The 24,873-nt window shown below is 41.3% G+C and carries 17 protein-coding genes; 14 read left to right on the top strand and 3 right to left on the bottom strand.

What is annotated here, in order from left to right:
• The first annotated feature begins 312 nt into the window (after window positions 1-312).
• Both ACP8HI_RS04035 and ACP8HI_RS04040 read left to right on the top strand, forming a co-directional pair.
• Complete coding sequence (locus ACP8HI_RS04035) at window positions 313-3,789, top strand: glycoside hydrolase family 2 TIM barrel-domain containing protein (RefSeq protein ID WP_438349848.1); 3,477 nt, start codon at window positions 313-315, stop codon at window positions 3,787-3,789.
• Window positions 3,790-4,008: 219 nt separating this feature from the next.
• Window positions 4,009-4,719 carry a hypothetical protein gene (locus tag ACP8HI_RS04040; RefSeq protein ID WP_438349849.1) on the top strand — a complete coding sequence of 237 codons (711 nt, stop codon included), beginning with the start codon at window positions 4,009-4,011 and terminating at the stop codon, window positions 4,717-4,719.
• Window positions 4,720-4,811: 92 nt separating this feature from the next.
• Here the strand turns inward: ACP8HI_RS04040 and thiD are convergent, their stop codons facing one another.
• Window positions 4,812-5,624 (bottom strand): bifunctional hydroxymethylpyrimidine kinase/phosphomethylpyrimidine kinase, encoded by an 813-nt coding sequence (gene thiD, locus ACP8HI_RS04045; protein WP_438349850.1) that lies wholly within the window; start codon window positions 5,622-5,624, stop codon window positions 4,812-4,814.
• Window positions 5,625-5,799: 175 nt separating this feature from the next.
• On the opposite strand from thiD, the gene ACP8HI_RS04050 reads away from it, so the two are divergent.
• The 9 genes from ACP8HI_RS04050 (at window position 5,800) to ACP8HI_RS04090 (ending at window position 19,820) form a co-directional block, all read left to right on the top strand.
• A complete protein-coding gene (locus ACP8HI_RS04050; protein WP_438349851.1) occupies window positions 5,800-6,204 on the top strand; it encodes a CidA/LrgA family holin-like protein in 405 nt (134 codons plus the stop codon).
• Window positions 6,204-6,899, top strand: a complete 696-nt coding sequence (locus ACP8HI_RS04055; protein ID WP_438349852.1) for an LrgB family protein — start codon at window positions 6,204-6,206, stop codon at window positions 6,897-6,899. The genes ACP8HI_RS04050 and ACP8HI_RS04055 overlap by 1 nt, the downstream gene beginning before the upstream one ends.
• Window positions 6,900-6,925: 26 nt before the next feature.
• Window positions 6,926-7,720, top strand: coding sequence for a Nif3-like dinuclear metal center hexameric protein (locus ACP8HI_RS04060; RefSeq protein WP_438349853.1), 795 nt, complete (start codon window positions 6,926-6,928; stop codon window positions 7,718-7,720).
• Between the two features lie 29 nt (window positions 7,721-7,749).
• On the top strand, window positions 7,750-8,352 hold the full coding sequence (locus ACP8HI_RS04065; RefSeq protein WP_438349854.1) for a TetR/AcrR family transcriptional regulator: 603 nt from the start codon (window positions 7,750-7,752) through the stop codon (window positions 8,350-8,352).
• Between the two features lie 122 nt (window positions 8,353-8,474).
• Window positions 8,475-11,588, top strand: coding sequence for an MMPL family transporter (locus ACP8HI_RS04070; protein ID WP_438349855.1), 3,114 nt, complete (start codon window positions 8,475-8,477; stop codon window positions 11,586-11,588).
• 337 nt (window positions 11,589-11,925) lie between these two features.
• The gene (locus ACP8HI_RS04075) at window positions 11,926-16,485 is read left to right on the top strand and encodes an S-layer homology domain-containing protein (RefSeq protein WP_438349856.1); all 4,560 of its coding nucleotides are present in this window, start codon (window positions 11,926-11,928) and stop codon (window positions 16,483-16,485) included.
• 210 nt (window positions 16,486-16,695) lie between these two features.
• A complete protein-coding gene (locus ACP8HI_RS04080) occupies window positions 16,696-18,285 on the top strand; it encodes a catalase (RefSeq protein WP_438349857.1) in 1,590 nt (529 codons plus the stop codon).
• Between the two features lie 243 nt (window positions 18,286-18,528).
• The gene (locus ACP8HI_RS04085; RefSeq protein ID WP_438349858.1) at window positions 18,529-19,560 is read left to right on the top strand and encodes a TIR domain-containing protein; all 1,032 of its coding nucleotides are present in this window, start codon (window positions 18,529-18,531) and stop codon (window positions 19,558-19,560) included.
• The gene (locus tag ACP8HI_RS04090) at window positions 19,557-19,820 is read left to right on the top strand and encodes a hypothetical protein (protein WP_438349859.1); all 264 of its coding nucleotides are present in this window, start codon (window positions 19,557-19,559) and stop codon (window positions 19,818-19,820) included. Before ACP8HI_RS04085 ends, ACP8HI_RS04090 begins: the two co-directional genes overlap by 4 nt.
• 74 nt (window positions 19,821-19,894) lie before the next feature.
• On the opposite strand, the gene ACP8HI_RS04095 is transcribed toward ACP8HI_RS04090, so the two are convergent.
• Window positions 19,895-20,212, bottom strand: a complete 318-nt coding sequence (locus ACP8HI_RS04095) for an iron-sulfur cluster biosynthesis family protein (protein WP_438349860.1) — start codon at window positions 20,210-20,212, stop codon at window positions 19,895-19,897.
• Between the two features lie 531 nt (window positions 20,213-20,743).
• Here ACP8HI_RS04095 and ACP8HI_RS04100 point away from each other — a divergent pair.
• The 3 genes from ACP8HI_RS04100 (at window position 20,744) to ACP8HI_RS04110 (ending at window position 23,878) form a co-directional block, all read left to right on the top strand.
• Window positions 20,744-22,060: a DEAD/DEAH box helicase gene (locus ACP8HI_RS04100; protein WP_438349861.1), complete on the top strand. Its 1,317-nt coding sequence runs from the start codon at window positions 20,744-20,746 to the stop codon at window positions 22,058-22,060.
• A gap of 116 nt (window positions 22,061-22,176) precedes the next feature.
• A complete protein-coding gene (locus ACP8HI_RS04105; protein WP_438351702.1) occupies window positions 22,177-22,803 on the top strand; it encodes an SGNH/GDSL hydrolase family protein in 627 nt (208 codons plus the stop codon).
• A 46-nt stretch (window positions 22,804-22,849) separates the two neighbouring features.
• Window positions 22,850-23,878 (top strand): Gfo/Idh/MocA family protein, encoded by a 1,029-nt coding sequence (locus ACP8HI_RS04110; protein ID WP_438349862.1) that lies wholly within the window; start codon window positions 22,850-22,852, stop codon window positions 23,876-23,878.
• A 120-nt stretch (window positions 23,879-23,998) separates the two neighbouring features.
• Here ACP8HI_RS04110 and ACP8HI_RS04115 read toward each other — a convergent pair whose 3' ends face one another.
• Complete coding sequence (locus ACP8HI_RS04115; RefSeq protein ID WP_438349863.1) at window positions 23,999-24,823, bottom strand: AraC family transcriptional regulator; 825 nt, start codon at window positions 24,821-24,823, stop codon at window positions 23,999-24,001.
• Window positions 24,824-24,873 lie beyond the last annotated feature (50 nt).

The raw sequence follows: 24,873 nt of genomic DNA on the forward strand, positions 1-24,873 counted from the left end.
TCCTACACCAATGTGTGTGGACTTTTCCAGTGGCCACCTCACCTGAGCGGGTTCTTTACTTTTATAAAGATCGCGGTATAGCCCAGAAATCCAATCAGTGATAAGATATCTTGTGAACGCCCAGGTTGGAAACGCACAATCACTTGACAACAACCATTTTTTATTATATCAAACGTATGTTCTTATTAGAAGTGGAAAAGTAGTAAATTATATTTTTGAAGGGAGGAAGTAAGGGATCGGATTCATCATGAGAAGCGAAGTTTACATAAATTCCTCTCACGACTAAAGTCAGGAGTATCCTTTACGCAATACATGAATAAGAAACAGAAGATTAATAACGAGTGGCTTTTTTCGAAAAAGCCGCTACATTCGGACTACGATTCGGTATCTCAATGTGGTGATTGGGTTGCTATAACGCTCCCACATGATTGGTTAATCTATGATTCGAATCATCTATATGAAGATGGGGACGGTTGGTATAAAAAGACGATAGAACAAACTGACATATGCCCAAATACGATATACACACTCTATTTTGAAGGCGTATATATGGACTCAACGTTGTATGTGAATGGTCATGAAGTTGGAACATGGAAGAGTGGCTATTCCAGCTTTGAAATGGATATTACCCCATATCTAATTGAGGGGATGAACGAAATCTATGTTCATGTTATCCATGAAGCACCTAATTCCCGTTGGTATTCTGGAGCTGGAATCTATCGTTCCGTATGGTTCAATACTTACCCTTCTTCACATATTGTTCCGCATGGCATATATGTGACTACCAAGAAAGAGGAGTCGAATTGGCATGTAGAAGTGGATACAGAGATTGTGATCGATCCAGCCTGTAGCACCTCATCAACATACAAGCTTAGACACAGTATTGTGGATGGTAAACAGAACGTAGTCAAGCAATCTGAGGTTCAATTTCATGCGGAAGATAGACAAATAAAGTCCACGCTAATCGTTAGTAATCCGATGGTATGGGATATTATTGATCCGAATTTATATACATTACAAACGGAACTTATAATAGATGATACGGTAATCGATGATGAACAACTGAACTTTGGCTTTCGGACGATGACCTTTGATACAGAAAAAGGATTCTTTCTGAATGGACGTCATGTCAAACTAAATGGTGTGTGTCAGCATCATGATTTGGGAAGTCTTGGCGTAGCTATCAATAAAGTTGCCTTGAAACGTCAAATGACGCTACTTCAAGAAATGGGAGTTAACGCGATCCGGACCGCCCATAATATGCCTGCGGTAGAACTGATGGAGCTTGCAGATGAGTTGGGACTATTAATCGTGTCTGAAGCGTTCGATATGTGGGAACGGCCTAAAAATCCTTATGATTATGCGCGATTCTACTCAGAATGGTGGGAGAAAGACGTTGCAAGCTGGGTACGCCGAGATCGAAATCATCCTAGCATGTTAATGTGGAGTATTGGGAATGAAATTTACGACACTCATGCTGATGAACGGGGACAAGAAGTAACAAGGGAATTATTAGCTGCCGTACAACGTCATGATCCGAGAGAGAATGCTGTCGTTACGATTGGCTCGAATTATATGCCTTGGGAAAATGCTCAGAAATGTGCGGATATCGTGAAATTCGCTGGATATAATTATGCCGAGAAATATTATGAAAACCATCATCAAGAGCATCCAGATTGGTTTATTTACGGTAGTGAAACATCCTCAACGGTACAGAGCAGGGGGATCTATCATTTTCCACTAGCACAGTCCGTTTTATCTGACGATGACGAGCAGTGTTCATCCCTTGGTAACAGCTCGACAAGTTGGGGAGCTAAAAGTACAGAACACTGTATTATCGCAGATCGCGATGCGACTTTCTCGTTAGGTCAATTCATATGGACTGGCTTTGATTATATCGGGGAACCAACACCCTACTTTACTAAAAACTCTTATTTCGGCCAATTAGACACAGCGGGATTTAAGAAAGATTCCTTCTATATCTATCAAGCGGAATGGACAGATTACAAAAAAGCACCGATGGTGCATATTTTCCCTTATTGGGATTTCTCTGAAGGGCAAATGATCGATATACGTGTATGTTCGAATGCACCGAAGATTGAACTGTTCTTCAATGAACAATCACAAGGTGTATTCCACATTGATCATGTACATGGTCAGAAGCTGATTGGAGAATGGCAATTGCCTTATACGAAAGGCACGATAAAAGCAGTAGCCTATGATGAAAATGATCAAGTTATTGCGACGGATATTCAGCGCTCTTTCGGTGATGCAGCGACCATCGTACAGACGACGGATCACACGGTCATGCAAGCAGATGGCTCTGACTTAATCTTCATTGAGATATCAACGAATGATGTGGATGGAAATCATGTAGCCAACGCTAATAATCGTATACATCTTACAATAGAAGGTCCTGCTCGTTTAGTAGGCTTGGATAATGGTGATAGTACCGATTATGACTCTTACAAAGGAAACAATCGAAGATTGTTCAGTGGTAAACTGCTTGCGATCATCGCCAGTACGAATGAGCCTGGTACAATTGTGGTGACTGCAAGTTCGAAGGGAATTCCTGCAAGTCAACTTACTTTGTCTTCTGTTGCGCCTTCGTATGCTGGCGAAGCTGAAGAGGAGTTAGCATTATACAGCTATTCAGCTTCGCATGATGCATCGCAGCCAAATCACGAACTAGAACAACACGCAGCAGATGAAATTCCGGTACGCAAGCTGGAGATCATTTATCCTGGAGGCAATCAGTTCTCTCCGGAACAAATAACGCTTCCGATTCGTGTCAAACTTCATCCAAGTGATGCAACCTATCAGGAGGTTGAATGGAGAGTTACGAATGTAGCAGGGGTAGAATCTAATATTGCAACAATTCAGTCTAATGGTCATGAAGCTACTGTAACAGCTCTCGGAGATGGAAAAGTTTATATTCGATGTGCAACAAAGAATGGCTCCAGTAAAATTAAGATGTACTCATTATTTGAAATGGAAATTCAAAATATGGGTCATGCCTTTATTAATCCGTATGAATTCGTATCAGCGGCTTATCACAGTGATAGAAGCTATAATTTAACGAACGGCAATGATCGGGGAATGGCAACTTCTAGAGATGGCGAGAGCCTGATTAGTTTTGAGAGAATTGATTTTGGTCCATATGGCTCGAATGAAATTACACTCCCAATCTTTTCTTTGGATAGCGAACAGTTCTCTATTGAAATTTGGGAAGGTACACCGGGAGAAGATCAAGCAGAATTGCTGACAGTCGTTTCCTATTACAAACCAACGATATGGAATGAATATCAGGAGGAAACGTACATTTTACCGAAAACATTAACGGGTGTGACATCGATCTATTTCGTGTTACGCCATAAAATTCACCTCAAGGGCTTCGAGTTCAAGAAACGGTTGAAAGGTTTCGAACGATTAAGCGTACTTGATAATAATACGCTTTATGGAGATTCCTTCACTGTTACTCCTGATGCGATTGAAGATATTGGAAATAACGTATCCCTTATTTTTGAAGATATGGATTTCGGAGAAATAGGTAGTCGTAAGCTGGTTATTGAGGGACATTCACCAATCGATCATAATACAATCCATGTACTGTTCAACGGTGAGCAGGGAGATGTTAAACAATTGGTTGAATTCAGTTTCTCTGAGGGTTACTGTGAACGTGAATATGTTATCGAGCAAGTCAAAGGCCTACAAACGGTCACTTTCGTATTCCTTCCGGGTAGTCAGTTTAATTTCAAATCATTTCAGTTTCAGTCTGAGGAATTGTAAAAAAAAGTGAATGTTGTTTATAAGAATAGCGGAGTCTTCTCATCATGAGAAGGTTCCGTTATTCGTTTAATTGGATGCCATTTCAGTTTCGGATTGAAATTGTGTATACTCATATTCTACACACCGATAATTTCGACGTAGATGAGCGACAGCGTTCATCCCCAAATATGATTATGTTCTTTTCTAATTTGTAGGTTATGTATAGTTGGAGGTATTAAATTGAAAAAGAAAAAGATGCAATTCATCCTGCTGTTCTTGATGGTGATTATGCTAACAGGTTGTGCCAATGGGGCAGTAGGTGTAACTGTACATAAGAATGGAAGCGTAGATGTGAGCATGAATCTACAAATGGATGCTAGTATCAATAAACTTATAGGCAAGTCATTGGATAAAGTGCTTGAGACCACGATGAGTGACTTCGGAATTCAGGTTCACAAAAACCAATCTGGTGACAAGACGGAGTATGAGTTGTTGAAAACTTATGCTTCACTTCAAGAGATGAAGGAAATTAAAGGAGATTTCAAGGGAATTAAGATGGATGTGAAAGAAACGGATAGATTCTTCTATACAAAATATAATATTTCTGCACAGCTTAATTTAACAGAATACGAACCTGAAATGTTACAGAGCATTCGGTCTTTTGAGTTACCGGAAAAGCTGAGCCAATTTATTCTTAACCAGCTTGCTTTCGATTTCTCGCTTACCTTACCGATCGACGTCTTTGGTGATCATAATGCTAATAAAATAGAGGGAAATACATTAATCTGGAATATTTCATTGACTGATCCTGAACCTGTTCGGGTGGAGATTAACGCTCCTAATATAAAAAATATTTGTATTGTTGTAGGATCGGCCCTTTTAATTGTGATATTGGTCGTCATTTATTTTATAAATAGAAGAAAGAAACATAGGAAATATAAAGAAAGTTGATACGATGTTGGATGAAAATGAAAATGGCAGTTCAGAGGCGTATAATCACCTTCTGGACTGCCATTGTTTGTTATATTATTAATGGAACTATCTTATTGCTCTAAACGGTATCCACCATGAAAGACGGGACCGACATATTCATTAAACGCAAAGCCGTTTCGAATGGCAGCTAAGACGAAGTCCTTGGCCTTCGCAACAGCCTCGTCGACGGACAGACCGTTAGCTAGACCACCAGCAATCGCAGCGGCAAAGGTACAGCCAGCACCATGATTAGTTGCGGGCTCAATTTTATCTGCTGTAAAGACGGTATACTCGGAGCCATTGAAAAAGACGTCAACAGCTTGCTTTCCATCCAGTGCTTTACCACCTTTAACCACGACGTTACGTGCACCGAGACCATGAATAAGGCGGGCGGCTTCCTTCATATCTTCAATCGAAGAGAGTTTGCCTAGACCAGACAATACGCCTGCTTCGAATAGATTGGGTGTTGCTACGGTAGCCAATGGCAATAGTAAATCGCGGATAGCGTTAGCGCTCTCGGGATTCAGAACTTCATCTTCGCCTTTACATACCATGACTGGATCAATGACTACATTGGTCTGACGATTATCCTTGATGGATTGCTCCACAACACGCACAATGTCTACACTTCCCAGCATGCCGGTTTTCATGGCATCGACGGGACCGCCAGCGAAGACTGTTTTCAACTGTTCAGCGACAAGTGCCGCTTCGATTGGATAGACATTATGATGCCAGCCGTTGTCCGGGTCCATCGTTACAATGGTAGTTAAGGCGCTGAAACCGTAGGTGCCATACTCCTCAAAAGTTTTTAAATCTGCTTGAATGCCTGCTCCCCCGCTGGAGTCACTTCCGGCAATAGTTAAGGTTTTAATGATCTTTGACAATTCGAACGTCCCCTTCGTCTATATCTGAGTTTATAAAATGTGATTTGAGTTGATTATATCAAACATTCTTGAAATTTTCATAAATGGATTGAAAAAAAACTGAAAACTCTGTTAGTCTATTAGAGTTCGATCTTTTTAAAAAATAAGTTGAATTAATGAAGGGACTATAAGCATCATGAAAATCATTCGAATTATGGCTCAGGTCGGATTGTTATATTTATTTTATATGGCTGGCGACTATATACAGAAACTGCTTCACCTCCCGATTCCAGGAAGTATCGTAGGGTTACTGCTACTCTTTGGTTTGTTATTGTGTAAGGTGGTACCTGTTACTTGGATCGAGAGCGGATCGAATACCATTTTATCGTATCTTCCTTTATTCTTTATCCCAGCGACTGCAGGGATTGTGAATCATATGAACATTTTTAATGGAAGAGGATTGCTGTTGATCCTTGTACTTATCGTAAGTTCAGTGTTGACGATTGGAGCTGCGGCACATGCCAGTCAATGGTTAGCAAGACCGGGCACTAAGAGTAGAAGCAATACAAGTGATATTGGAGAGAAGGGAGAAGAAATATAATGTTTATGACTGCAGTAGTGATTGTTCTGGCAAATGTAAGTATTTATATCGTGATGTCCATGATTTACAGACGTTTTCATATTCCCGTACTCATGCCTGCATTAACAGCCACGTTTGCTGTTGTTGTTTTGCTACTGTATTTTCGGATTCCTTATGAAACGTATATGATCGGTGGTCAATGGATTAACCAACTGCTTGGGCCAGCTGTCGTCTCTTTAGCATATCCTTTATATAAACAACGCCATGTGCTTCGTCGCAATCTGCCAGCGATCTTGGGAGGAACACTAACGGGCTTGCTAGTAGGGATGCTCAGTGGGATGTTTCTAGCTATTATATTGGGATTCTCTGAATTATATATTCTCTCCTTATTACCTAAATCCATTACCACACCCGTAGCGATTCAAATATCGGATAACTTGGGTGGGGACTACTCCTTAACCTCCGTATTTGTGATGATTGCTGGTTTTACGGGAGCTATTGGCGGACCTTATATCTTGAAGATGTTTAGAATAAAAGATGCCATTGGAATTGGAATCGGTCTAGGTACGGCTTCCCATGCGCTTGGTACAGCGAAAGCGCTCGAATACGGAGAGGAGTCCGTCTCGATGAGCTCTGTAGCTATGACCGTATGTGCAATTGCAGGCTCAATGATAGCTCCATTGGTTGTCTGGCTAATGAATCATTTTGTATACTAAATGTTGAGACGGAGGTCTGAATATATATGGACACTACTATAGGAGAAGTTATACAAACTTTGAAGGAATCTGCAGGTCATATGGAGGCTGGCGTTGATATTCTTCACTACGGAGAATCGAATGCAACAGTGACGGGAATCGCAACGGCATTTGTAGCAAGTCAGTCTGTGATTGAAAGGGCGAGAACGTTAGGTGTTAATTTGTTAATTACACATGAGGGCTTATTCTATAGTCACTTTGGAAATAAAGAACGGATTGAAGAGGATCCCGTGGTTCAAGAGAAGGTAAGAGTGATTGAAGAAAGTGGTATAGCTATTTATCGTTGCCATGATTTGATTCATCGTTCTAAACTGGATGGGATTATGGCGGGATTGCTACAGCAATTGGATTGGAATGGTTTGGTGCAAGAACATCTACCTTACGCGACCATCCTTGATGTTCCTGAAATGTCTGTCCAAGAGGTAGCGAATGTTGTAAAGAAAAAATTGAATATTAGCCATGTGCGGGTTGTCGGTCATATCGGAATGCCATGTAAACGTATCGGCTTGTTGGTTGGATACCGAGGCGGCGGTGAAATGGTCATTCCATTGTTCGAAAGGGATAATCTTGATTTAATCATCTATGGAGAGGGACCAGAATGGGAAACGCCAGAGTATGTTAGGGACGCTGTCTTTCAGAATAGACAAAAGGCCCTAATCGTTGTGGGGCATGCTGAGAGTGAATGGGCAGGTATGAAATATCTTGCTAGCTGGATTCAGGATAAATACCCCAATATTCCTGTTCAATTTATTCCAGACGAACCGATCTTTCAAATTATTTGACATTTGATTGGTCGGGATTTAGAATAGGAATGAAAGTTCATTCCGTGAATGGAGCTGACAAAATGGCTAGCAATAAGCGAGATGATATTCTGATCGCTGCCATGAAATTATTCGCTGAAAGAGGTTATGACGGTACAACAGTGCCCATGATCGCGGATAATGCCAAAGTGGGTGCAGGGACGATATATCGCTATTTCGAGAATAAAGAAGCACTTGTTAACTCTCTATTTCAAGAATGCATTCAAAAGTTCTCGGAATCATTGAAATTAGAAAAGTTGGATTCTACCGGTAATGTTCGTGAAGACTTTCATATGCTGTTTCATGAAATGATTCGTTACGCAGAGAATAATACACATGCGCTACATTTCATCGATTCACATTGTAGTGGGCACTATCTGGATGAGAAAAGTAAACAAACGTTTGAACAATTTCTCGACTTTCTTAGGGATTTTATAGAAACTGGTAAACAGCAAGGGGTTCTATGTGCATTACCATCGGATGCTATGATTGCTATTGTATATGGTGCCTTCTCACAATTATTTAGATTAATTCGAGCAGGTGTTATTAAGGAAAGTTCCGAACTAATGAATAGTGTTGAAGAATGCTGCTGGAATGCTATTAGAATCTATTGATTCTATAGCTTGTTATGTTAGGAATGAACATTCATTCCTATACTATGAACTTTATAAGCGGAATGAAACTTCATTCCGAATAATAAATATAATTAACCATTTTGGAAAGCAGGGTAGATACGATGAAAAAGATAAAAAATTGGAGAGTGGCTTCTTTTGTGCTATGGGTAGTGATTACGGTTGTGATTGTGATGACTATGCCTGATATGGATCAGCTAGTTAGGGATAAAGGGCAAATCTCCATATCGGACACAGCACAAAGTGAAGTTGCTCAATCTATGATGGATGATATGAGTACGGAGAGTGGAGGAACGTACCAGATTATTGCTGTATTTAACAGTGGTACTGACGAGAAATTAACTTCCCAACAGAAAGAACATGTTGAAGATGTCATAGTTCATCTGAAAGAGAAAGAGTCCGAGCTTGGGATCAAACAAATTGTCTCGCACATGGATAATGAACAAACCGAAGCTCAATTGTTATCTGAAGACCAGACGACGATATTAACACAAATATCTATTCAGCGAGACCAAGGAACGATTTCAGAAGTAGCAGATAGACTTAGAACTATCGTTCATATGGATAGTGTGGATACTTATTTAACGGGTACTGGATTAGTACTAGAAGATTTCTCTCAATCGACACAAGAAGGTGTACAGAAAACAGAGATTATTGCCATTGTATTTATCATTCTCGTATTGATTCTAGTCTTCCGTTCACCGGTGGTACCTTTTATTTCGCTGCTATCAGTCGGAATATCTTATCTAGTATCGATGGGAATCATTGCACATATGGTGGATAAGTTTAATTATCCATTTTCTAATTTTACGCAAGTGTTCTTAGTGGTCATACTCTTCGGAATTGGAACAGATTATAATATCCTCCTATTTACAAGATTTAAGGAAGAACTAAGTAAGACAGAGAATGTTCTTGATGCTGTAAAAGAAACATATAAGGCATCGGGAAAAACAGTGTTATATAGTGGTTTAGCTGTATTTATAGGGTTTATGGCACTCCTATTAGCAGAATTCAGACTATACCAAGCAAGTTCAGCGGTAGCTATTGGAGTAGCTATTCTCATTCTTGTATTAATGACGTTGAATCCATTCTTTATGGCGTTGTTAGGTAAGAAGATGTTTTGGCCACTTAAAAGATTTGAAGGTCATGGAGAAAGCAAAGTATGGGCATTTTTGGCTAAAACATCCGTAGCTAGACCTTTAGTAGCTCTTTTATTCGTCGCTATAATATGCATTCCTTTTCTAATCAAGTACAGTGATTCACTTAGCTATAACGATCTATTAGAAGTAGATAATGGATATGAGTCCAAGCAGGGGATTAATGTGATTGAAGATCATTATTCTTTAGGGTTCTCATCACCTTCAACGCTTGTAATACGATCCGATCAACCTCTAGATGATACAAAGTCATTGCAAGTATTAGATGAACTAGCTGAGAAGATATCTAATGTGGATGGCGTATCGAAAGTATTTACGTCTACACGTCCAGCTGGTGAACAAATAAGTGAGTTATATATTAAAGATCAAGCCAAAGTGCTTAAGGATGGACTTGGTGACGCCAAAGATGGCGTTGGACAAATTAATGAGGGTTTGTCATCAGCGGAAGACAAGTTTAGTACTACAGAATCAAGTGGTGTTGATAACGTACAGAAGCTGATTGATGGAACAAATGAAGTGAAGAATGGTGTCTCTGCTCTAGGTGATGCATTGCGTAAGTTAACTATGGGTATGGAAGATGGCGTAAAAGGTGCTGAGAAATTAGACGCCGGATTAGACTCGATACAAGACAATATGAAAGTCCTCTTAAGCTCTACTTCTAAATTGCTCGAAGGATATTCTGAACTCAACAATGGGTTAGCATCTTTCAGACAGCACTTTACTAGCATCGGGCAAGCGATAGAAGGAGCGAGACAAGGGTATGAACAGATTGAGTCATCGATGACCAAATTGTTACAGACTAACCCTGAATTAATTGAGAATGTGAATGTCCAGACCTCTCTTGCTGTCGCTTCCGGTGGGAAACAACAATTGGTCGAACTATCCACGAAGTTAAATGATTTAACGAAGCAGTATGATTCCGCTATGGTCTCATTTAAACAAGCGAATACATCCCTTGCACAAGTCGATGTGGGTTATTCTAAAGTGCAGGCGGGTGTGAATCAGCTTCAAGAAGGTTCAGGTATTTTAAAAGAGGGCATTCAGACGGCAGTGGATGGTTCTAGTCAAATGGCTAGTCAGGCGCCAGAGTTGGAAACAGGATTAGTTCAAATTAATGATGGGCAAGAACAGCTTCTGTCAGGTCTATCTGATCTATCTGACCAAATGGAGACATTGCAAACAGGTCTGTCAGAAAGTACGAAAGGACTGGGCGAGGTTAGTAACGGATTAATGGATGCTCAGGACTATTTAAGTGGTCTGAGTGAATCTCAAGCATCTGAAAAATTCTATATCCCAGAGGATATATTCAAAAGTGATGATTTCCAGAAGGCATTAAATATGTATATGTCAGATGATCGAACCATCACGCAAATGAATATTATTCTAGATGTTAACCCGTATTCGAAAGAAGCAATGTCCATCGTTAGAAAGTTAAAGGAAACCGTTCATGCTACATTAAATGACAGTGTTCTAAGTGATGCAGAAATAGCTATTGGAGGGAAAACATCTCAGAATATTGATCTTGAAGAGATATCAAGTAGTGACTTTGCACGGACAGCAACGATCATGTTGATCGGCATTGGATTTGTACTTATCATAATTACTCGTTCGTTGTTAAAACCAGTTTTCATTATTGGCTCATTGATTTTAGCGTACTATACATCGCTTGGCATCAGTGAACTACTTAGTACTAATATGTTCGGTGTTGATGCACTCGGTTGGAATGTGCCATTCTTTAGCTTCATCATGATTGTGGCACTGGGAGTAGACTATAGTATATTCTTGATGATGCGTTATAGAGAGTTAGAGGATGATTCAGCACAGGCTATCGTAGATGCTGCGCGTCATATTGGAGGAGTAGTTATCTCAGCAGCTATCATTCTTGGAGGGACATTCGCTTCATTAATTCCTTCAGGGGTGCTCACACTCATTGAAGTAGCGATAACCGTTATTATTGGGCTCTTCTTATTAAGTTTTGTGATGTTGCCGATATTAATACCCGCGTTATTAGGGGCAGTTGATCGACTTCAGAGACTTGGCAAGAAGACAAAAGAAAAGTGATCGTGTTAGTGACCTATCGTCTCATCAGAGACGGTAGGTTTTTTTGCTGTGATCCAATATCTGGAGGTCAAAATTGTGCGTGAACAGGTACAAATACAACCTGTCGTAATACCGATCTATCACTTTATAATGGCTAATAATACTTAAATGTTAACTTAATATACGGAAGGAGCCGGTTGTGTTGAAAGCGCTTTATATAGAAGTGGATGAAATGGAAGAAAGGTGTGCGGAAGTAGCGCAAATCATATACAGCTTACTTGATAAGCTTAGTATCTAATGCTATTAACGGAAAAGTATGACTGATGATCGTTTTCAAAAATGTAGAGGAGTTGAACGTATGAGGCAGAGTAAAAAGATACGAGCGATAGCCCTAGTGGCAATAGTATCGTTAATGATGAATGTGTTCGCGAATATTGCTGGAGTTATTCCGGGGATGGGATGTCCGCAAGCGAATGCTGCCAATCTTAGTGAGTCTGAAATGAATTTGGGGATTGCGGATTCATTTGATTCCGTGATGGAGGCTGTAAACGGGATGCCGCTGCTTACAGAGATGGAAAATCAAATGCTGCGAGCTGCAGAAGCGGCTTCTGCAGCGGATGTGTTGGTACACTTACCGTTTGATGGCAACGTCAACAATGGCGGTACCAGCGGTGTCCAGCCCAGTGTTGTGGGTCCATTGAAAAACTACAGCGCAGGCTATAAAGGGCAAGCTTTGTATTTTGATACTGACTATAGCGTGGTCAAACCTGGAAGCCCTGCTCCTTATGTCGATCTTGGCGGTCACGATGATCTGAAGTTTGGGGCAGATACCGATTTCTCTATAGCGTTCTGGATTCAATTCCCGAACTTGACGAAGACGGACGGCTGGCCCGTTCTTATTAGCAACAAGGGCGTCATCAAAGATGTAGGCTGGCAAATCACAACCGATGCCTATGAAAATATCCGTTGGCAGATGACTGTTGAAGGTAAGGAGTTCCCCGAGGTGACCATTTATCAAATTAAAGATACGAATTGGCATCACTTTGCCGTCACACATGACCGGGATGGCTCCGCTAGATTTTACATCGAAGGTGTAGAGGTACCGGGCAAGGCAGTTGATTTATCCGTTAAACAAGGAACGGTCGATACGAGTTTGACGCCCAAAATCGGTGTTAATGGGAAGGGCGTACTAGCTAATGTGACCAGAGATAAATTAAATGTTTCCCTAGACGATATGAGAATATATCGAGGTGCCTTGAGCACAGAGGACGTTGCTGGCTTAGCGAAAATGACGCAAAGCTTCACCAATCGTGTGATGCTTGAGCATGTTCCTGAGCTCGCGATTGGCAGTACGGCCAAGCCTGTATTGTATGAGATGCAGCATAACAAGCAAGTGAATGCGGTCATAGATGGAATGGATTTCCGCAGCAGCGATGAGGGAATCGCAACGATCGAAGCAGACGGTATGATTAAGGCTCTTGCAGCAGGAGAGACGATGATCAGCGCTCATTATGAAGGTTTTCAAGATAGCTTTAAGCTTTCGGTTAAGGAGCAAACAACTCCTCCAGCTTGGCAAACTCAGCTTCGTACAGAGCATCCAAGATTGATGGCGACTACGGATGATTTTGAGGCGCTGAAGCAGAAGATTGAGACGGATGCAGTTTCTGCTGCATGGTATGAGAATGTGAAGCAGCAAGCAGCAACGCTAATGGATGGAAGTACCTATAACGGTGAAGACCCACAGCGCATATTACTGCTAGGAATGATGTATCAATTGACCAAAGATAAAGATTATGCGGATCGTGCTTGGTTGGAGCTGCAACAGCTTTTTATAAGACCGCTATGGGATCCTGATATGTTCTTAGAGCTGTCAGCTAGACTGATGTCGGCTGCATTTGCATATGACTGGTTCTATGATGCATGGACAGAGGAGCAGCGAAGCGAGCTACGCAAGCATATTATTGAGAAGGGCATGATGCCGGGTATAGTGACGTATCGTTTGGGCGACGATGCTCCATATGCGACTAACTACTGGTTAGGTAGAAATGTTCCGGATGCGAACAATTGGAATACGGTGAGCAATGCGGGACAGCTTATAAGTGCTCTAGCGATTGGCGATGAAGTGCCATATTTGGCTGGAGAGATTATGGAAAACGGAATGACCGATATTTTATATTCGTTAGAAAAGTTTAATCCCCACGGCGGCTGGTTCGAAGGTTATGCCTACTGGAATTATACTTGGATTTATCTTGTGCGTCTGCTGGGATCGATAGATACAGCGTTAGGAGCGGTAAATAACCCGTTGGCTTCTTTCGAGGGGTTGTCCGAGAGCGGGTACTTCCCGATCTATTTGACAGGAGCTACATCCAAGGCATTTAATTTTGGCGACAGCGGTACGGGAATTGGCGATAACGAGCAGATGTACTATTTGGCGAATCGATATAACAAGCCGGAGTACACGCAGTACCAGATTCCATTCACAGGCAAGGTTGGAGCGATAGACCCTCTGTCGTTATTATGGTACAACCCACAGCATAAAGGAGGAACAGAGTTCTCTCAGCTTCCGCTGGACAAGCAATATACAGGAATTGAGATAGGGGCGATGCGGCAGTCATGGTCGGATCCCGATGGTATATCGATCAATTTTAAAGCAGGAGCGGCCCAAAACGGCCATATGGATCTTGATGCAGGTTCATTCGTACTTGATGCGCTCGGTGAGCAATGGTTTTCCGATCTCGGTGACCGCAACCGTGCGGAATGGCCTAACTTCTTTAGCACATATGGTCCAAGATGGACATACTATACGAAGCGCGCCGAAGGACATAATACACTCGTATTAAACCCGAAGCAGGCAACTGGTAAAGATGGGGATACTGATCAGACATTTGTCTACAATGGGGATTACCGTCTGTACAATACACCAATCGAAATACTTCAATCTTATGCGGACAAAGCCTATTCCATTATGGATTTGACGAAAGCCTATAATGGAAAAGATGTGTCGAAAGTACGCAGAGGTATCGCTATGCTAGACGACCGTCAACATGTTTTGCTACAGGATGAGATTCAATTTAATACACCGGGCGAAGTTTATTCGTTCCTGCACTTCAACGGAAAGGCTTCCGCAACGGTTGCTGACGACGGCAAATCAGCTATGTTGATGATTGGAGAAAAACGAATGTGGATCGGATTGCTAGATTCTCAGGAAGGTGACATGATTCAAATTATGGACGCAAAGCCGTTGGCTACGTCTCCGAATCCGGCTATCCAGTATTCAAAGCCAGGTGTCACTACCGAGGAAACACCTGTGAAGAAGCTGGCTGTACATTTGAAAAATAGGAAAGATGCGCGGATTTCGCTTCTGATTGTGCCACTTGGATCGGGCGAGAACCCGCCGACGAAAGAGCAGCTACCTGGGGTAGCGCCGTTATCGGATTGGTCGATGGGTATTGTAGTGAATAAAGAAGAGTTAGCTACTGCAATTTCAATAGCGAAAGTTCTGCATGACAATGCAGTTGAAGGTACGGAGCCTGGGCAGTATCCAGAAGACTCAAAAAAGGCGTTAAATGCTGCGATCATTGCAGCACAAGCTGTATGGAATAGTGAAGAGTCCACTCAAGCCGATGTCGATACAGAAGTAGATGCATTAAATGTAGCAAGAGTAGCATTCGAAGAATCAGTGAATAAAGATCCAAATGCGCCTATCATTACAGAAGCATTAAGCAGTGCAATTTCAGTAGCGCAATCTGTATATGGTAATGCAGTAGAAGGTACGGAGCCTGGACAATATCCGGTGGGCTCGAAAATAGCGTTAGATGCTGCGATTAAGGAAGCACAAGACGTAATATGGAATAGTGAAGAGTCCACTCAAGCCGATATCGATGCAGCAGTGGAAGCATTGAATGCAGCAAGAGTGGCATTCGAAGGATCAATTGTACCTGAGGTGATTGTACCCGAACTGACGATACCAACATGGCATAATGGATTATTGTCAGGAACGAATGTGGGGACGTCTGGATTGGCATTGAACTGGTCCGGAACGGTGAGTACAACCGATGTCACAGCATATCAAATCTACAAAGATGGCGTTACGCTGGCAACAGTCACGGGCTCCGTATACAGTTATGCGGTAACGGGATTAAATTCTGACACATTGTATACATTTAAGGTAGAGGCTAGTAATGGAAGCGGTCAGTGGAGTACTGATGGACCAAGCGTAGCACTGCGAACTTCAGTATATATATCGGAACCAGATGGTGAAGGCTCTACGGGGGACGGTTCAACCCACATTCCAGATACTGATAATGGTAAGCCGGTGACAGATGTCAAGCCAGAAATAGATGGCAAGTTAGGGACTGAAGGCGACAGTGATAAATCAACACCTATTGTAACCCTTACAGACATTGTTGGGCATTGGGCATCTAAGGCCATCGAACAAGCAATCAAGCTTGGAATTATTAATGGGTATAGCGACCATACGTTCCATCCGAATGCAGAAGTGACACGTGCAGAGTTTGCTACGATGTTAGGACGTGCGTTGAAATTGGAAGGTTCAGGGGATGTAAACATCATCGATTTGGATGGGATTCCGGCATGGGCAAGAGGCTTTGTCACACGGAGCATAGAAGCAGGGATTATTAAAGGCTACACGGATAACACATTCCGTCCTACACAACAAATTACTCGTGTAGAAATTACGGCAATGATTGTTCGAGCACTCAATCTTCCGTTGGAGTCTAATGTAGAATTGACATTTAAAGATGCGGATAAAATTCCGGCATGGGCTAGATCGTACGTTGCAGCTGCGGTGAAAGCGAAACTTGTTCAAGGCAGAGAAACGAATGAGTTTGCGCCTTGGGATCTGGCAACAAGAGCAGAAGCAGTTACTTTCATTTTAGCTTTATTGAATAATGAATAATGAATAATGAATAAATGATGAATGCTTCGTATTGACATATAACAAAACAAACAACCTGTCCCAATCAAGTGATTTGGGACAGGTTGTTTTTTCTTGTGAATGCATTCTATTGGAACAAAGGTGTTTATGACCTAAGGGGGATGAATCGGTTGCATAATTCAGAGACATGAAGTGCATGATAATTATGACATTTAAAGGAGGTTATGCTAAGTGAGTGACAAAGAAGATACAACGTTGACAGATCGCCAGGGGCATCCAATCGACAATAACCAAAGTATGCGTACGGTAGGAAGTCGGGGACCTACAACTCTCGAAAATTATCACTATATCGAGAAGATAACTCACTTTGATCGAGAACGAATTCCCGAACGTGTTGTTCATGCACGCGGTGCAGGTGCTCATGGTTACTTCGAGTCCTATGGAAGTGTTGGGAACGAATCTATCGCGAAGTATACCCGAGCTAAACTATTCCAAGAGAAGGGAAAGCAGACGCCTGTATTCGTCCGTTTCTCATCTGTTATTCATGGGAGCCATTCCCCAGAGACATTACGTGATCCGAGAGGATTTGCTGTTAAATTTTATACGGAGGACGGTAATTGGGATCTCGTTGGTAACAACTTGAAAGTGTTCTTTATACGGGATGCCATCAAATTTCCGGATCTTATACATGCTTTCAAGCCGGATCCAGTTACGAATATTCAGGATGGGGAACGCATATTTGACTTTATTATGAATACGCCTGAAGCATTAATGATGATCACATTTTTATTTTCACCTTGGGGTATTCCAGCCAACTATCGGCAAATGCAAGGTTCAGGAGTCAATACATATAAATGGGTGAATGCTGAGGGAGAAGCTGTTCTGATTAAGTATCATTGGGAACCTAAGCAGGGAATCAAGAACTTAACCCAGAAAGAAGCGGAGGATATCCAGGGAAAGAATTTTAATCATGCAACTCAAGATTTGTATGAGGCCATTGAATCGGGGAATAATCCGGAATGGGAGTTATGTGTCCAAATCATGAGTGATGATGAACATCCTGAACTTGATTTCGATCCTCTTGATGATACGAAGCTGTGGCCGACGGACATATTTCCCTTTCTTCCAGTAGGACGGATGATTCTGAATCGAAACCCAGACAATTATTTTGCGGAAGTGGAGCAAGTAGCATTTGGTACCGGAGTGCTTGTGGATGGGCTTGACTTCTCGGATGACAAAATGCTGCAAGGACGAACGCTTTCTTATTCGGACACCCAGAGATACCGTGTAGGACCGAACTATTTGCAGTTACCTATTAATGCTCCGAAGAAGCAAGTTGCCACGAATCAGAGTGGTGGGCAAATGACCTACCGAGTAGACAGCGCCCCGGGGCAGAATCCCCATATCAATTACGAACCGTCTACATTGGGAGGCTTGCATGAAGCGGAGAAAACAGGGAAAGAACATACACCTCGTGTAGAAGGCAATCTGGTACGACAAGTGATTGAGCGTACCAACGATTACAAGTATGCAGGTGAGAGATATCGGGAGTTCGAAGACTGGGAACGTGATGATCTGATACTTAATCTTGTGAATACATTGAAAACAAGTCGCCCTCATATTCAACAAGGGATGGCTGAATTATTCACTAGATGCGATGAGGAGTACGGACGTAGGGTAGCGGAAGGTTTAGGGTTAAAAGATAGAATAAAGCCAAGTAAATTCGATGATCAAGAATTCGGAGGCCCCTTGGGAGCAACACGAACCAAAGAAGGTGTTCAAGATGCCGAAGATAAAGGACATATAGCTGATCCTTATTAATCAAGTAAACGTAAGTAGGCTGTGGATCAGAAGATAGATAACTTTATAGGTTGGTAAATAGAGTCTATCCACTCGGAGTATCCCGAGTAGATAGACTCTATTTAGTATGTATCTTTGAATTTTGGAGAGAGTAATAGGATTACGAATAAAAGAATAGCCACTTCAGAGAAGGACTTCACTAAAATATGGTAATAATGTATAATGGTTATTAGTGGAATTTTTTGAATTTCTCAAAAAGGAGACATGCCATTGTCTACCATAAGTATCAAGCCGAATTTATTCATTGGATCATCAAGAGAATCTATAAGATACGCAAGTGCGATTCAATCTCAAATCGGAAGATCAGTTCAGGTAACACCGTGGTTTGCAGGAACATTTGGTGCGAATGAGTATACGATGGAATCATTAGAGCGTATATTGGATCAGAGTGATTACGGGATATTTGTATTCTCTCCAGATGATGTTGTTCTTATTCGTGGGAAGCATGTCTTTATTACAAGAGATAATACGATCTTTGAAATGGGTTTATTTTGGGGGAAACTAAGAAGGAATCGTGTGTTTTGTATTGTTCCACAAGAAGTAGCCGAAAGAGACGATCTAGTTACTGGAGTTAATATAACGCAATTCCATTTGCTCTCAGATCTTGCGGGTTTAACAATTTTGGAATATGAATGTCGCAATGATAGTAATTATGAAGCAGCGGTTACTGTAGCCTGCTTAAAAATTTTAGATATTATTGAGCGTGAGAAACATTATTTAGATCCAAGTGTACTTCTTAGGCAAAAGGAGGAGGAATTACAGCGAAAACAGAGCATTCTTCATTTTTTTTGGGAATTTAACCGTAATGTTACGGTTCCAGAAGATCAGAAATATCACGCATTAAGCGAAGCTGTTCGGAACTCATTCATCTCCCCGATAAATTGTCGTGTCACGGGTGCGGCCTTCTGGCAGTCAAGCGGGAGTGATGGAATTCGACAAGTAGGTGGAAATGTTGGTAGGGGGAAGTTCTATCCTTTCCATGTAGATAATATGTATGAAAAGTCACAATCCATTTATGTACTTGATGTATATAATAGTGGTAAGTGGACGTTCTTCAAGCGTAAAGAAGTTGCGGACGTATATGTGCTATGCTATCCTTTAGGTAGAGAGCATGTCCTATCCGTTCACATTTCGGGTGTTGAAATGATACCTGAGGGTAATCTTGAGGACATCGTCTCATATAATGATGAATTACTTCGTACCATAAGGCATTTAGTTGGAGGGGAAACCAAATGAATAATAACGACAACTTTCGGCAATCCCAACTTAATTTACCCGCCAAAGGACCTTGGGTAGTGAAGGATGAAACACACACAGTTAGAAAAAAATCCGTATCTAGGGGAAGCTCAATGCCCCGAAAGAAACGTATGAGAGCAAGTGCACGTAAGATTCAGGGGAAAGTGCTATTTGTCGGACCTTCCATTGAAGGAAGCGATAAAGAGTATGTTAAAGTGCTTAGTGGAACTGTTTATGAACATAAACCTTCGTTTGCATAACTTAATTATATTTCACAATTAAAAAAACAAGGTACTTGTAGAAATACAATGACCTTGTTTTTATTTGATTATTTCTAACGAATATCTCTAGTCTTCACATTACTACTGTAAATGGTTGAATTACTGGATAATTTATAGGATGGAAAATTCGGATCCACATCAAGTGACATCACATCTTCATAATATATCTCATGCTGCGGATTAATGAGAAAAGGAAGAGAGCTAGCTTCTATTTCTATATCACCAATATCTGGTTGGCTCATAATCAAGAGCACAGTTATTCCATCGCATCCACAGCCTACGGTATCAAAAAAAAGCTTGAAGTATCCTGGTTGATCTCCAAGTGCCTCCTTTAACTTTTCTTTAGCCAGTGGTGTTACTTGAATATTCACGGGTTAATCACGCTCCTTAAATTAGAGATACTATTCTATTGCTATGAAGATAATTATACTACATATTCGACAAAGTGTTATAATGGATGGATGAGTCGATGTTTTGTTACAATGGGACGTGTACTGGGATCAACCTAGTCACGTCCTTGTGTGGCTTGTATGCTTTTTTGAAACGACCTTAGGACAAGGGAATTAACCTTATTCCTACTTTAAATATGGTTCAACATCGTTATTAAGGCGTATTTGTGGACATACGTTCCGTTATTCGCTCCTACAATAGGGGGGAGTAGTTGTATGGATACACAATTTTAACGGATTGTTTAGATTATGTACGAAGTAGTGAAGGTGACGGAATTGTCCTGAAGAAGCGGTAGCGCTCGCCTACAAGCTTTCCTACGGAAAGCTACTTTGGAAGCATATGCTTTGCTCTCAGATTTCAACCGCTCTAAGTGGTATCCTACACAATTGTTTGTTAAGCACTAGTTAAGGTGTTGAGCTAAAAATATAATTGATACAGAATAAGGAGACAACATGACATTTATCGATATGAAAATAATACCCCCGATTTTAAAAGCACTAGGGGATGAGAACTATACGGCGCCGACACCAATACAGGAGCAGGCGATTCCGCCTATCTTAGCTGGAAAAGATTTACTTGGTTGTGCCCAGACTGGAACAGGGAAAACAGCAGCATTCGCTGTACCCATACTACAATTACTAATCGAGGGGAAAAGTGCGGGAAGTGCTCCACGCCGCATTCGTTCTTTAATTCTGACGCCCACAAGAGAGCTTGCACTTCAAATTCATGAGAACATTGAATCATATGCGCGATACACTGATATTCGTTGCAGTGCAATATATGGTGGCGTATCGCAAAAGACACAGGAGCGGGCCTTAAATCAGGGGGTCGATATTCTTGTTGCCACTCCAGGCCGACTTATCGATTTAATGAATCAAAAATGTGTTGATCTTAAATATATCGAAATATTCGTACTTGATGAAGCTGATCGAATGCTAGATATGGGCTTTATTCATGATGTGAAAAAAATAACTGCAAAAATCCCTGCTAAAAAACAAACATTGTTGTTCTCAGCTACGATGCCGCCAGAAATATCCAAAATGGTGAAATCGATACTGGTTGATCCGGTGAAAGTGGAGATTACCCCGGTGTCTTCTACTGCTAGTCAGATTGAGCAATTTGTCTATTTTGTGGATAAAGGAAATAAGCAACAGTTATTGGCTCACCTTTTAGAGGATAAGTCCATTACATCGGCTCTCGTATTTACACGGACGAAGCATGGTGCTAACCGCGTGGTACGTGAACTGACCAAAGCGAATATACAAACTCAGGCCATTCACGGAGATAAGTCACAAGCTGCTCGGCAACTTGCACTAAGTAATTTTAAAAGTGGTGTAACGAGAGTGTTGGTTGCAACGGATATCGCTGCAAGGGGAATTGATATTGATGAGTTGTCCCATGTCATCAACTTTAACTTACCTAATATCTCGGAAACGTATGTTCATCGCATTGGACGTACAGGTAGAGCGGGAATGAGTGGGATCGCAATCTCTTTCTGTGAGATTGAAGAAATGCCGTTCTTCAAGGATATTGAGAAATTGATTGGTAAGAGTATCCCTGAAGTGAAGGGTCATCCTTATCCAATGCTGATTACAACGGAGCCTATCAAACCAGAAGGTTCTAAAAATCAGCAATCATCGAAGGCGGGGCCGACCAAGCCTAAACAGAAGGCATCGAATGACCAGAAGCCAAACTCTGGAACGAACAAATATAGAGGGAAATCTCCCAATAAATCGGGTATGAAAGAGTCCCGTGTTTACAAGGGATAACTCGGAAGTCTCTCCAACTTTTCATTCTTTGCGACATCTTTAATAGACGGAGTTGTTGTAGTAGAATAGAGTAGAAGTTTCAAGGAATGAATATTAGTAAAGGAGCTGGTACGTGCATGATTTCGATTGAGAACAATGAAACTATTCTTTTTATAGGGGATAGTGTGACGGATTGTGGAAGAAATTATTCGGATCATGGTAGCTTAGGTTCTGGATATGCTTTTCTTGCAGCGGCAGAATGGGGTCGTAAATATCCGGAGAAGAATACCAATTTCACAAATCGTGGAATAAGCGGTAACCGTGTTATTGATCTCGATCGAAGATGGGAAGAAGATTGTTTGCGATTAAATCCGGCATGGGTGTCAATATACATCGGTATTAATGATGTGTGGCGACGTTACGACAATGATGAAGCTACCTCTGCTGAGCAGTTTTATAAAGGATATCGCAAATTGATTGAACGCACCAACGAGCATACTGATGCCAAATTGATTCTAGTGGAGCCTTTCTGCTTACCAGTACCTGAAGATCGTAAGACATGGAGAGAAGATTTAGATCCTAAGATTCAAGCAATTCGTGATTTAGCACGTGAGTTCCAGACACTATATGTCCCTCTCGACGGACTATTTGCTTCGGCAAGTACACAGATTGATCCTTCTTATTGGGCGGGAGATGGTGTGCATCCAACAGCAGCAGGTCATGCTCTTATCGCGAAGGCATGGTTGGAAACAGTGCAAGGATAGTACGCAGAATACGAAATCATATTAATTACTAAGGAGAGAATTAATTATGAGTAAATTCAAAGTAGCTATTATTGGATGTGGGAATATTTTCCCTATGCATGCCATTTCAATTCAATTATCTGATGATGCTGAACTAGTTGCAGTATGTGACAACAAGGAAGATCGTGCCAAGCAAGCAGCCGAGAAATTTAATTGTACTTACTATACAAGCTATGAGGAAATGTTAGATAAGGAAGAAATTGATGTTGTTCATATCTGTACTCCACATTACTTGCATGCTCCTATGACGGCATATGTGGCGAGTAAAGGTAAGCATATTCTTACTGAGAAGCCAATGAGTATTACAACTGAAGATGGACAGAACATGGTGGATGTATGTGAGAGTAACGGTGTTACATTAGGAGTAATCTTTCAGAATCGTTACAATCCGGGATCACAGTTGATCAAGGATGCGATTGTAGATGGTAGTCTTGGACAAGTCCTTGGTGCAAAGTGTTCGGTAACTTGGAATCGTTCAGACGAATATTATAGCAAGAGCGACTGGAAAGGGACATGGGCTAAAGAAGGTGGCGGTGTTCTGATTGACCAGGCTATTCATACGATGGATTTGATGCGTTGGTTCGTAGGTGAAGAAATTGAATATGTTGATGCTCAGATTGGCAATCGTGCACATGAAATTATAGAAGTCGAAGATAGTGTTGAAGGTGTAGTGAAATTTAAGAATGGTATCTTCGGTGGTTTCTTTGCGATCAATTATCATAGTTATGACGCTCCTGTAGAGATTGAGGTTCATTGCGAGAACGGCATCGCCAAAATGATCGGCGAAAAAGCAACTATTGTATATAATGATGGAAAAGAAGTATCGAGAGACAAGAATCCAAATGAAGAGATCGATTACGGCGAAGGTGTGAAAATGTACTGGGGAGTCAGCCATTTGAAACAAATTCGTGATTTCTATGAGTCGTTGAATAGTGGTGGAGCGCTCTATATTGACGGTAAAGAAGCACTCAAGACACAGAAAATGATTTCGGGGATTTACCAATCGGGTAAGGAACTTAAACGAATTTATTTATAATTCCTGTGGTCTGTATCGTCAGTAGTGAAGAAGAGACAATAAGAGCAAGGACCTGTCCAGTTAATGGATGGGTCCTTGTTTGTTGTAGATTGAAGTGTAGTAAGAATAGGCTGATTACAGCTACAGCCCGTGGGACTTTTTGAATTGTTCAGGAGTCATGCCCTCTAATCTTTTGAAAACGGTGCAGAAATAACTAGGATGCTCATAACCAGATTCCTTGGCAATTTGGTGTATCTTTTTAGCTGGGTTGAGGAACATTAACTCTTTACTTCTAGTAATTCTTTCTCGATTAATATATTCCATGGGCCGAATATGTAATGTCTTTTTGAACAGAGAGCATAAATATTGAGGGGAAATTCCCGCATAAGTTGCAATCTGATCAATGGTAATCGATTGATAACAGTTCTGTTTCATATATTGCATGACGGGTTGCAATCGAAGGACATTCTGCTGCGTATTATCGTTGTGCGTATAAACGTATTTGGTTAAATCAAGAATAAGCGTATATAGAACTTTAGAGCATTCCACACTAAGATAGGAACGTTCTGAACTTGTAATGGTTAGCAAATGAGTTAAATGAGCCATGATAGCATCACTATCGGTTAGTGAAAAAACGCCGGATTGATGAATACCGGCTTGCTGTAATAGTGTACTACAGAGGTTACCGTCAAAAGATATGAAATTCAATTCCCAAGGTTCTGATATCGCATGGTAGGAATGGGGTATGTTAGGGTACAAACAAATGGCTTGACCCGTTGAGACAGGGTAGGTATGTCCTTCTAAATTCAGTTCCCCTTCGCCAGAAATAACCTGAAGCCATTGGTAGCAATAAAAGCCTTCAGGACGAGAAGTGTGGTTTTGATTATCCCAGTGTCCCGCGCTAGTCAGATAGATAGGAAGGTTGGAATCAAATTCGGTTACGATTGGAAATGCAATGGAATCCATATTGATCCTCCGGTTTCATATTGTTATATAGATGCGAAAATCCTTAAATA

Origin of the sequence: Paenibacillus sp. FA6 (genome assembly GCF_051550225.1) — a bacterium.
Classification (GTDB): domain Bacteria; phylum Bacillota; class Bacilli; order Paenibacillales; family Paenibacillaceae; genus Paenibacillus_AQ.

Excerpts from the sequence above, each read along its gene's own strand:
- ACP8HI_RS04060 (WP_438349853.1), top strand. The coding sequence starts at position 6,926 with ATGGACACTACTATAGGAGAAGTTATACAAACTTTGAAGGAATCTGCA.
- ACP8HI_RS04090 (WP_438349859.1), top strand. The coding sequence starts at position 19,557 with ATGAATAATAACGACAACTTTCGGCAATCCCAACTTAATTTACCCGCC.
- ACP8HI_RS04070 (WP_438349855.1), top strand. The coding sequence starts at position 8,475 with ATGAAAAAGATAAAAAATTGGAGAGTGGCTTCTTTTGTGCTATGGGTA.
- ACP8HI_RS04075 (WP_438349856.1), top strand. The coding sequence starts at position 11,926 with ATGAGGCAGAGTAAAAAGATACGAGCGATAGCCCTAGTGGCAATAGTA.
- ACP8HI_RS04055 (WP_438349852.1), top strand. The coding sequence starts at position 6,204 with ATGTTTATGACTGCAGTAGTGATTGTTCTGGCAAATGTAAGTATTTAT.
- ACP8HI_RS04115 (WP_438349863.1), bottom strand. The coding sequence starts at position 24,823 with ATGGATTCCATTGCATTTCCAATCGTAACCGAATTTGATTCCAACCTT.
- ACP8HI_RS04035 (WP_438349848.1), top strand. The coding sequence starts at position 313 with ATGAATAAGAAACAGAAGATTAATAACGAGTGGCTTTTTTCGAAAAAG.
- ACP8HI_RS04100 (WP_438349861.1), top strand. The coding sequence starts at position 20,744 with ATGACATTTATCGATATGAAAATAATACCCCCGATTTTAAAAGCACTA.
- ACP8HI_RS04050 (WP_438349851.1), top strand. The coding sequence starts at position 5,800 with ATGAAAATCATTCGAATTATGGCTCAGGTCGGATTGTTATATTTATTT.
- ACP8HI_RS04065 (WP_438349854.1), top strand. The coding sequence starts at position 7,750 with ATGAAAGTTCATTCCGTGAATGGAGCTGACAAAATGGCTAGCAATAAG.
- ACP8HI_RS04105 (WP_438351702.1), top strand. The coding sequence starts at position 22,177 with ATGATTTCGATTGAGAACAATGAAACTATTCTTTTTATAGGGGATAGT.
- ACP8HI_RS04085 (WP_438349858.1), top strand. The coding sequence starts at position 18,529 with ATGCCATTGTCTACCATAAGTATCAAGCCGAATTTATTCATTGGATCA.
- ACP8HI_RS04110 (WP_438349862.1), top strand. The coding sequence starts at position 22,850 with ATGAGTAAATTCAAAGTAGCTATTATTGGATGTGGGAATATTTTCCCT.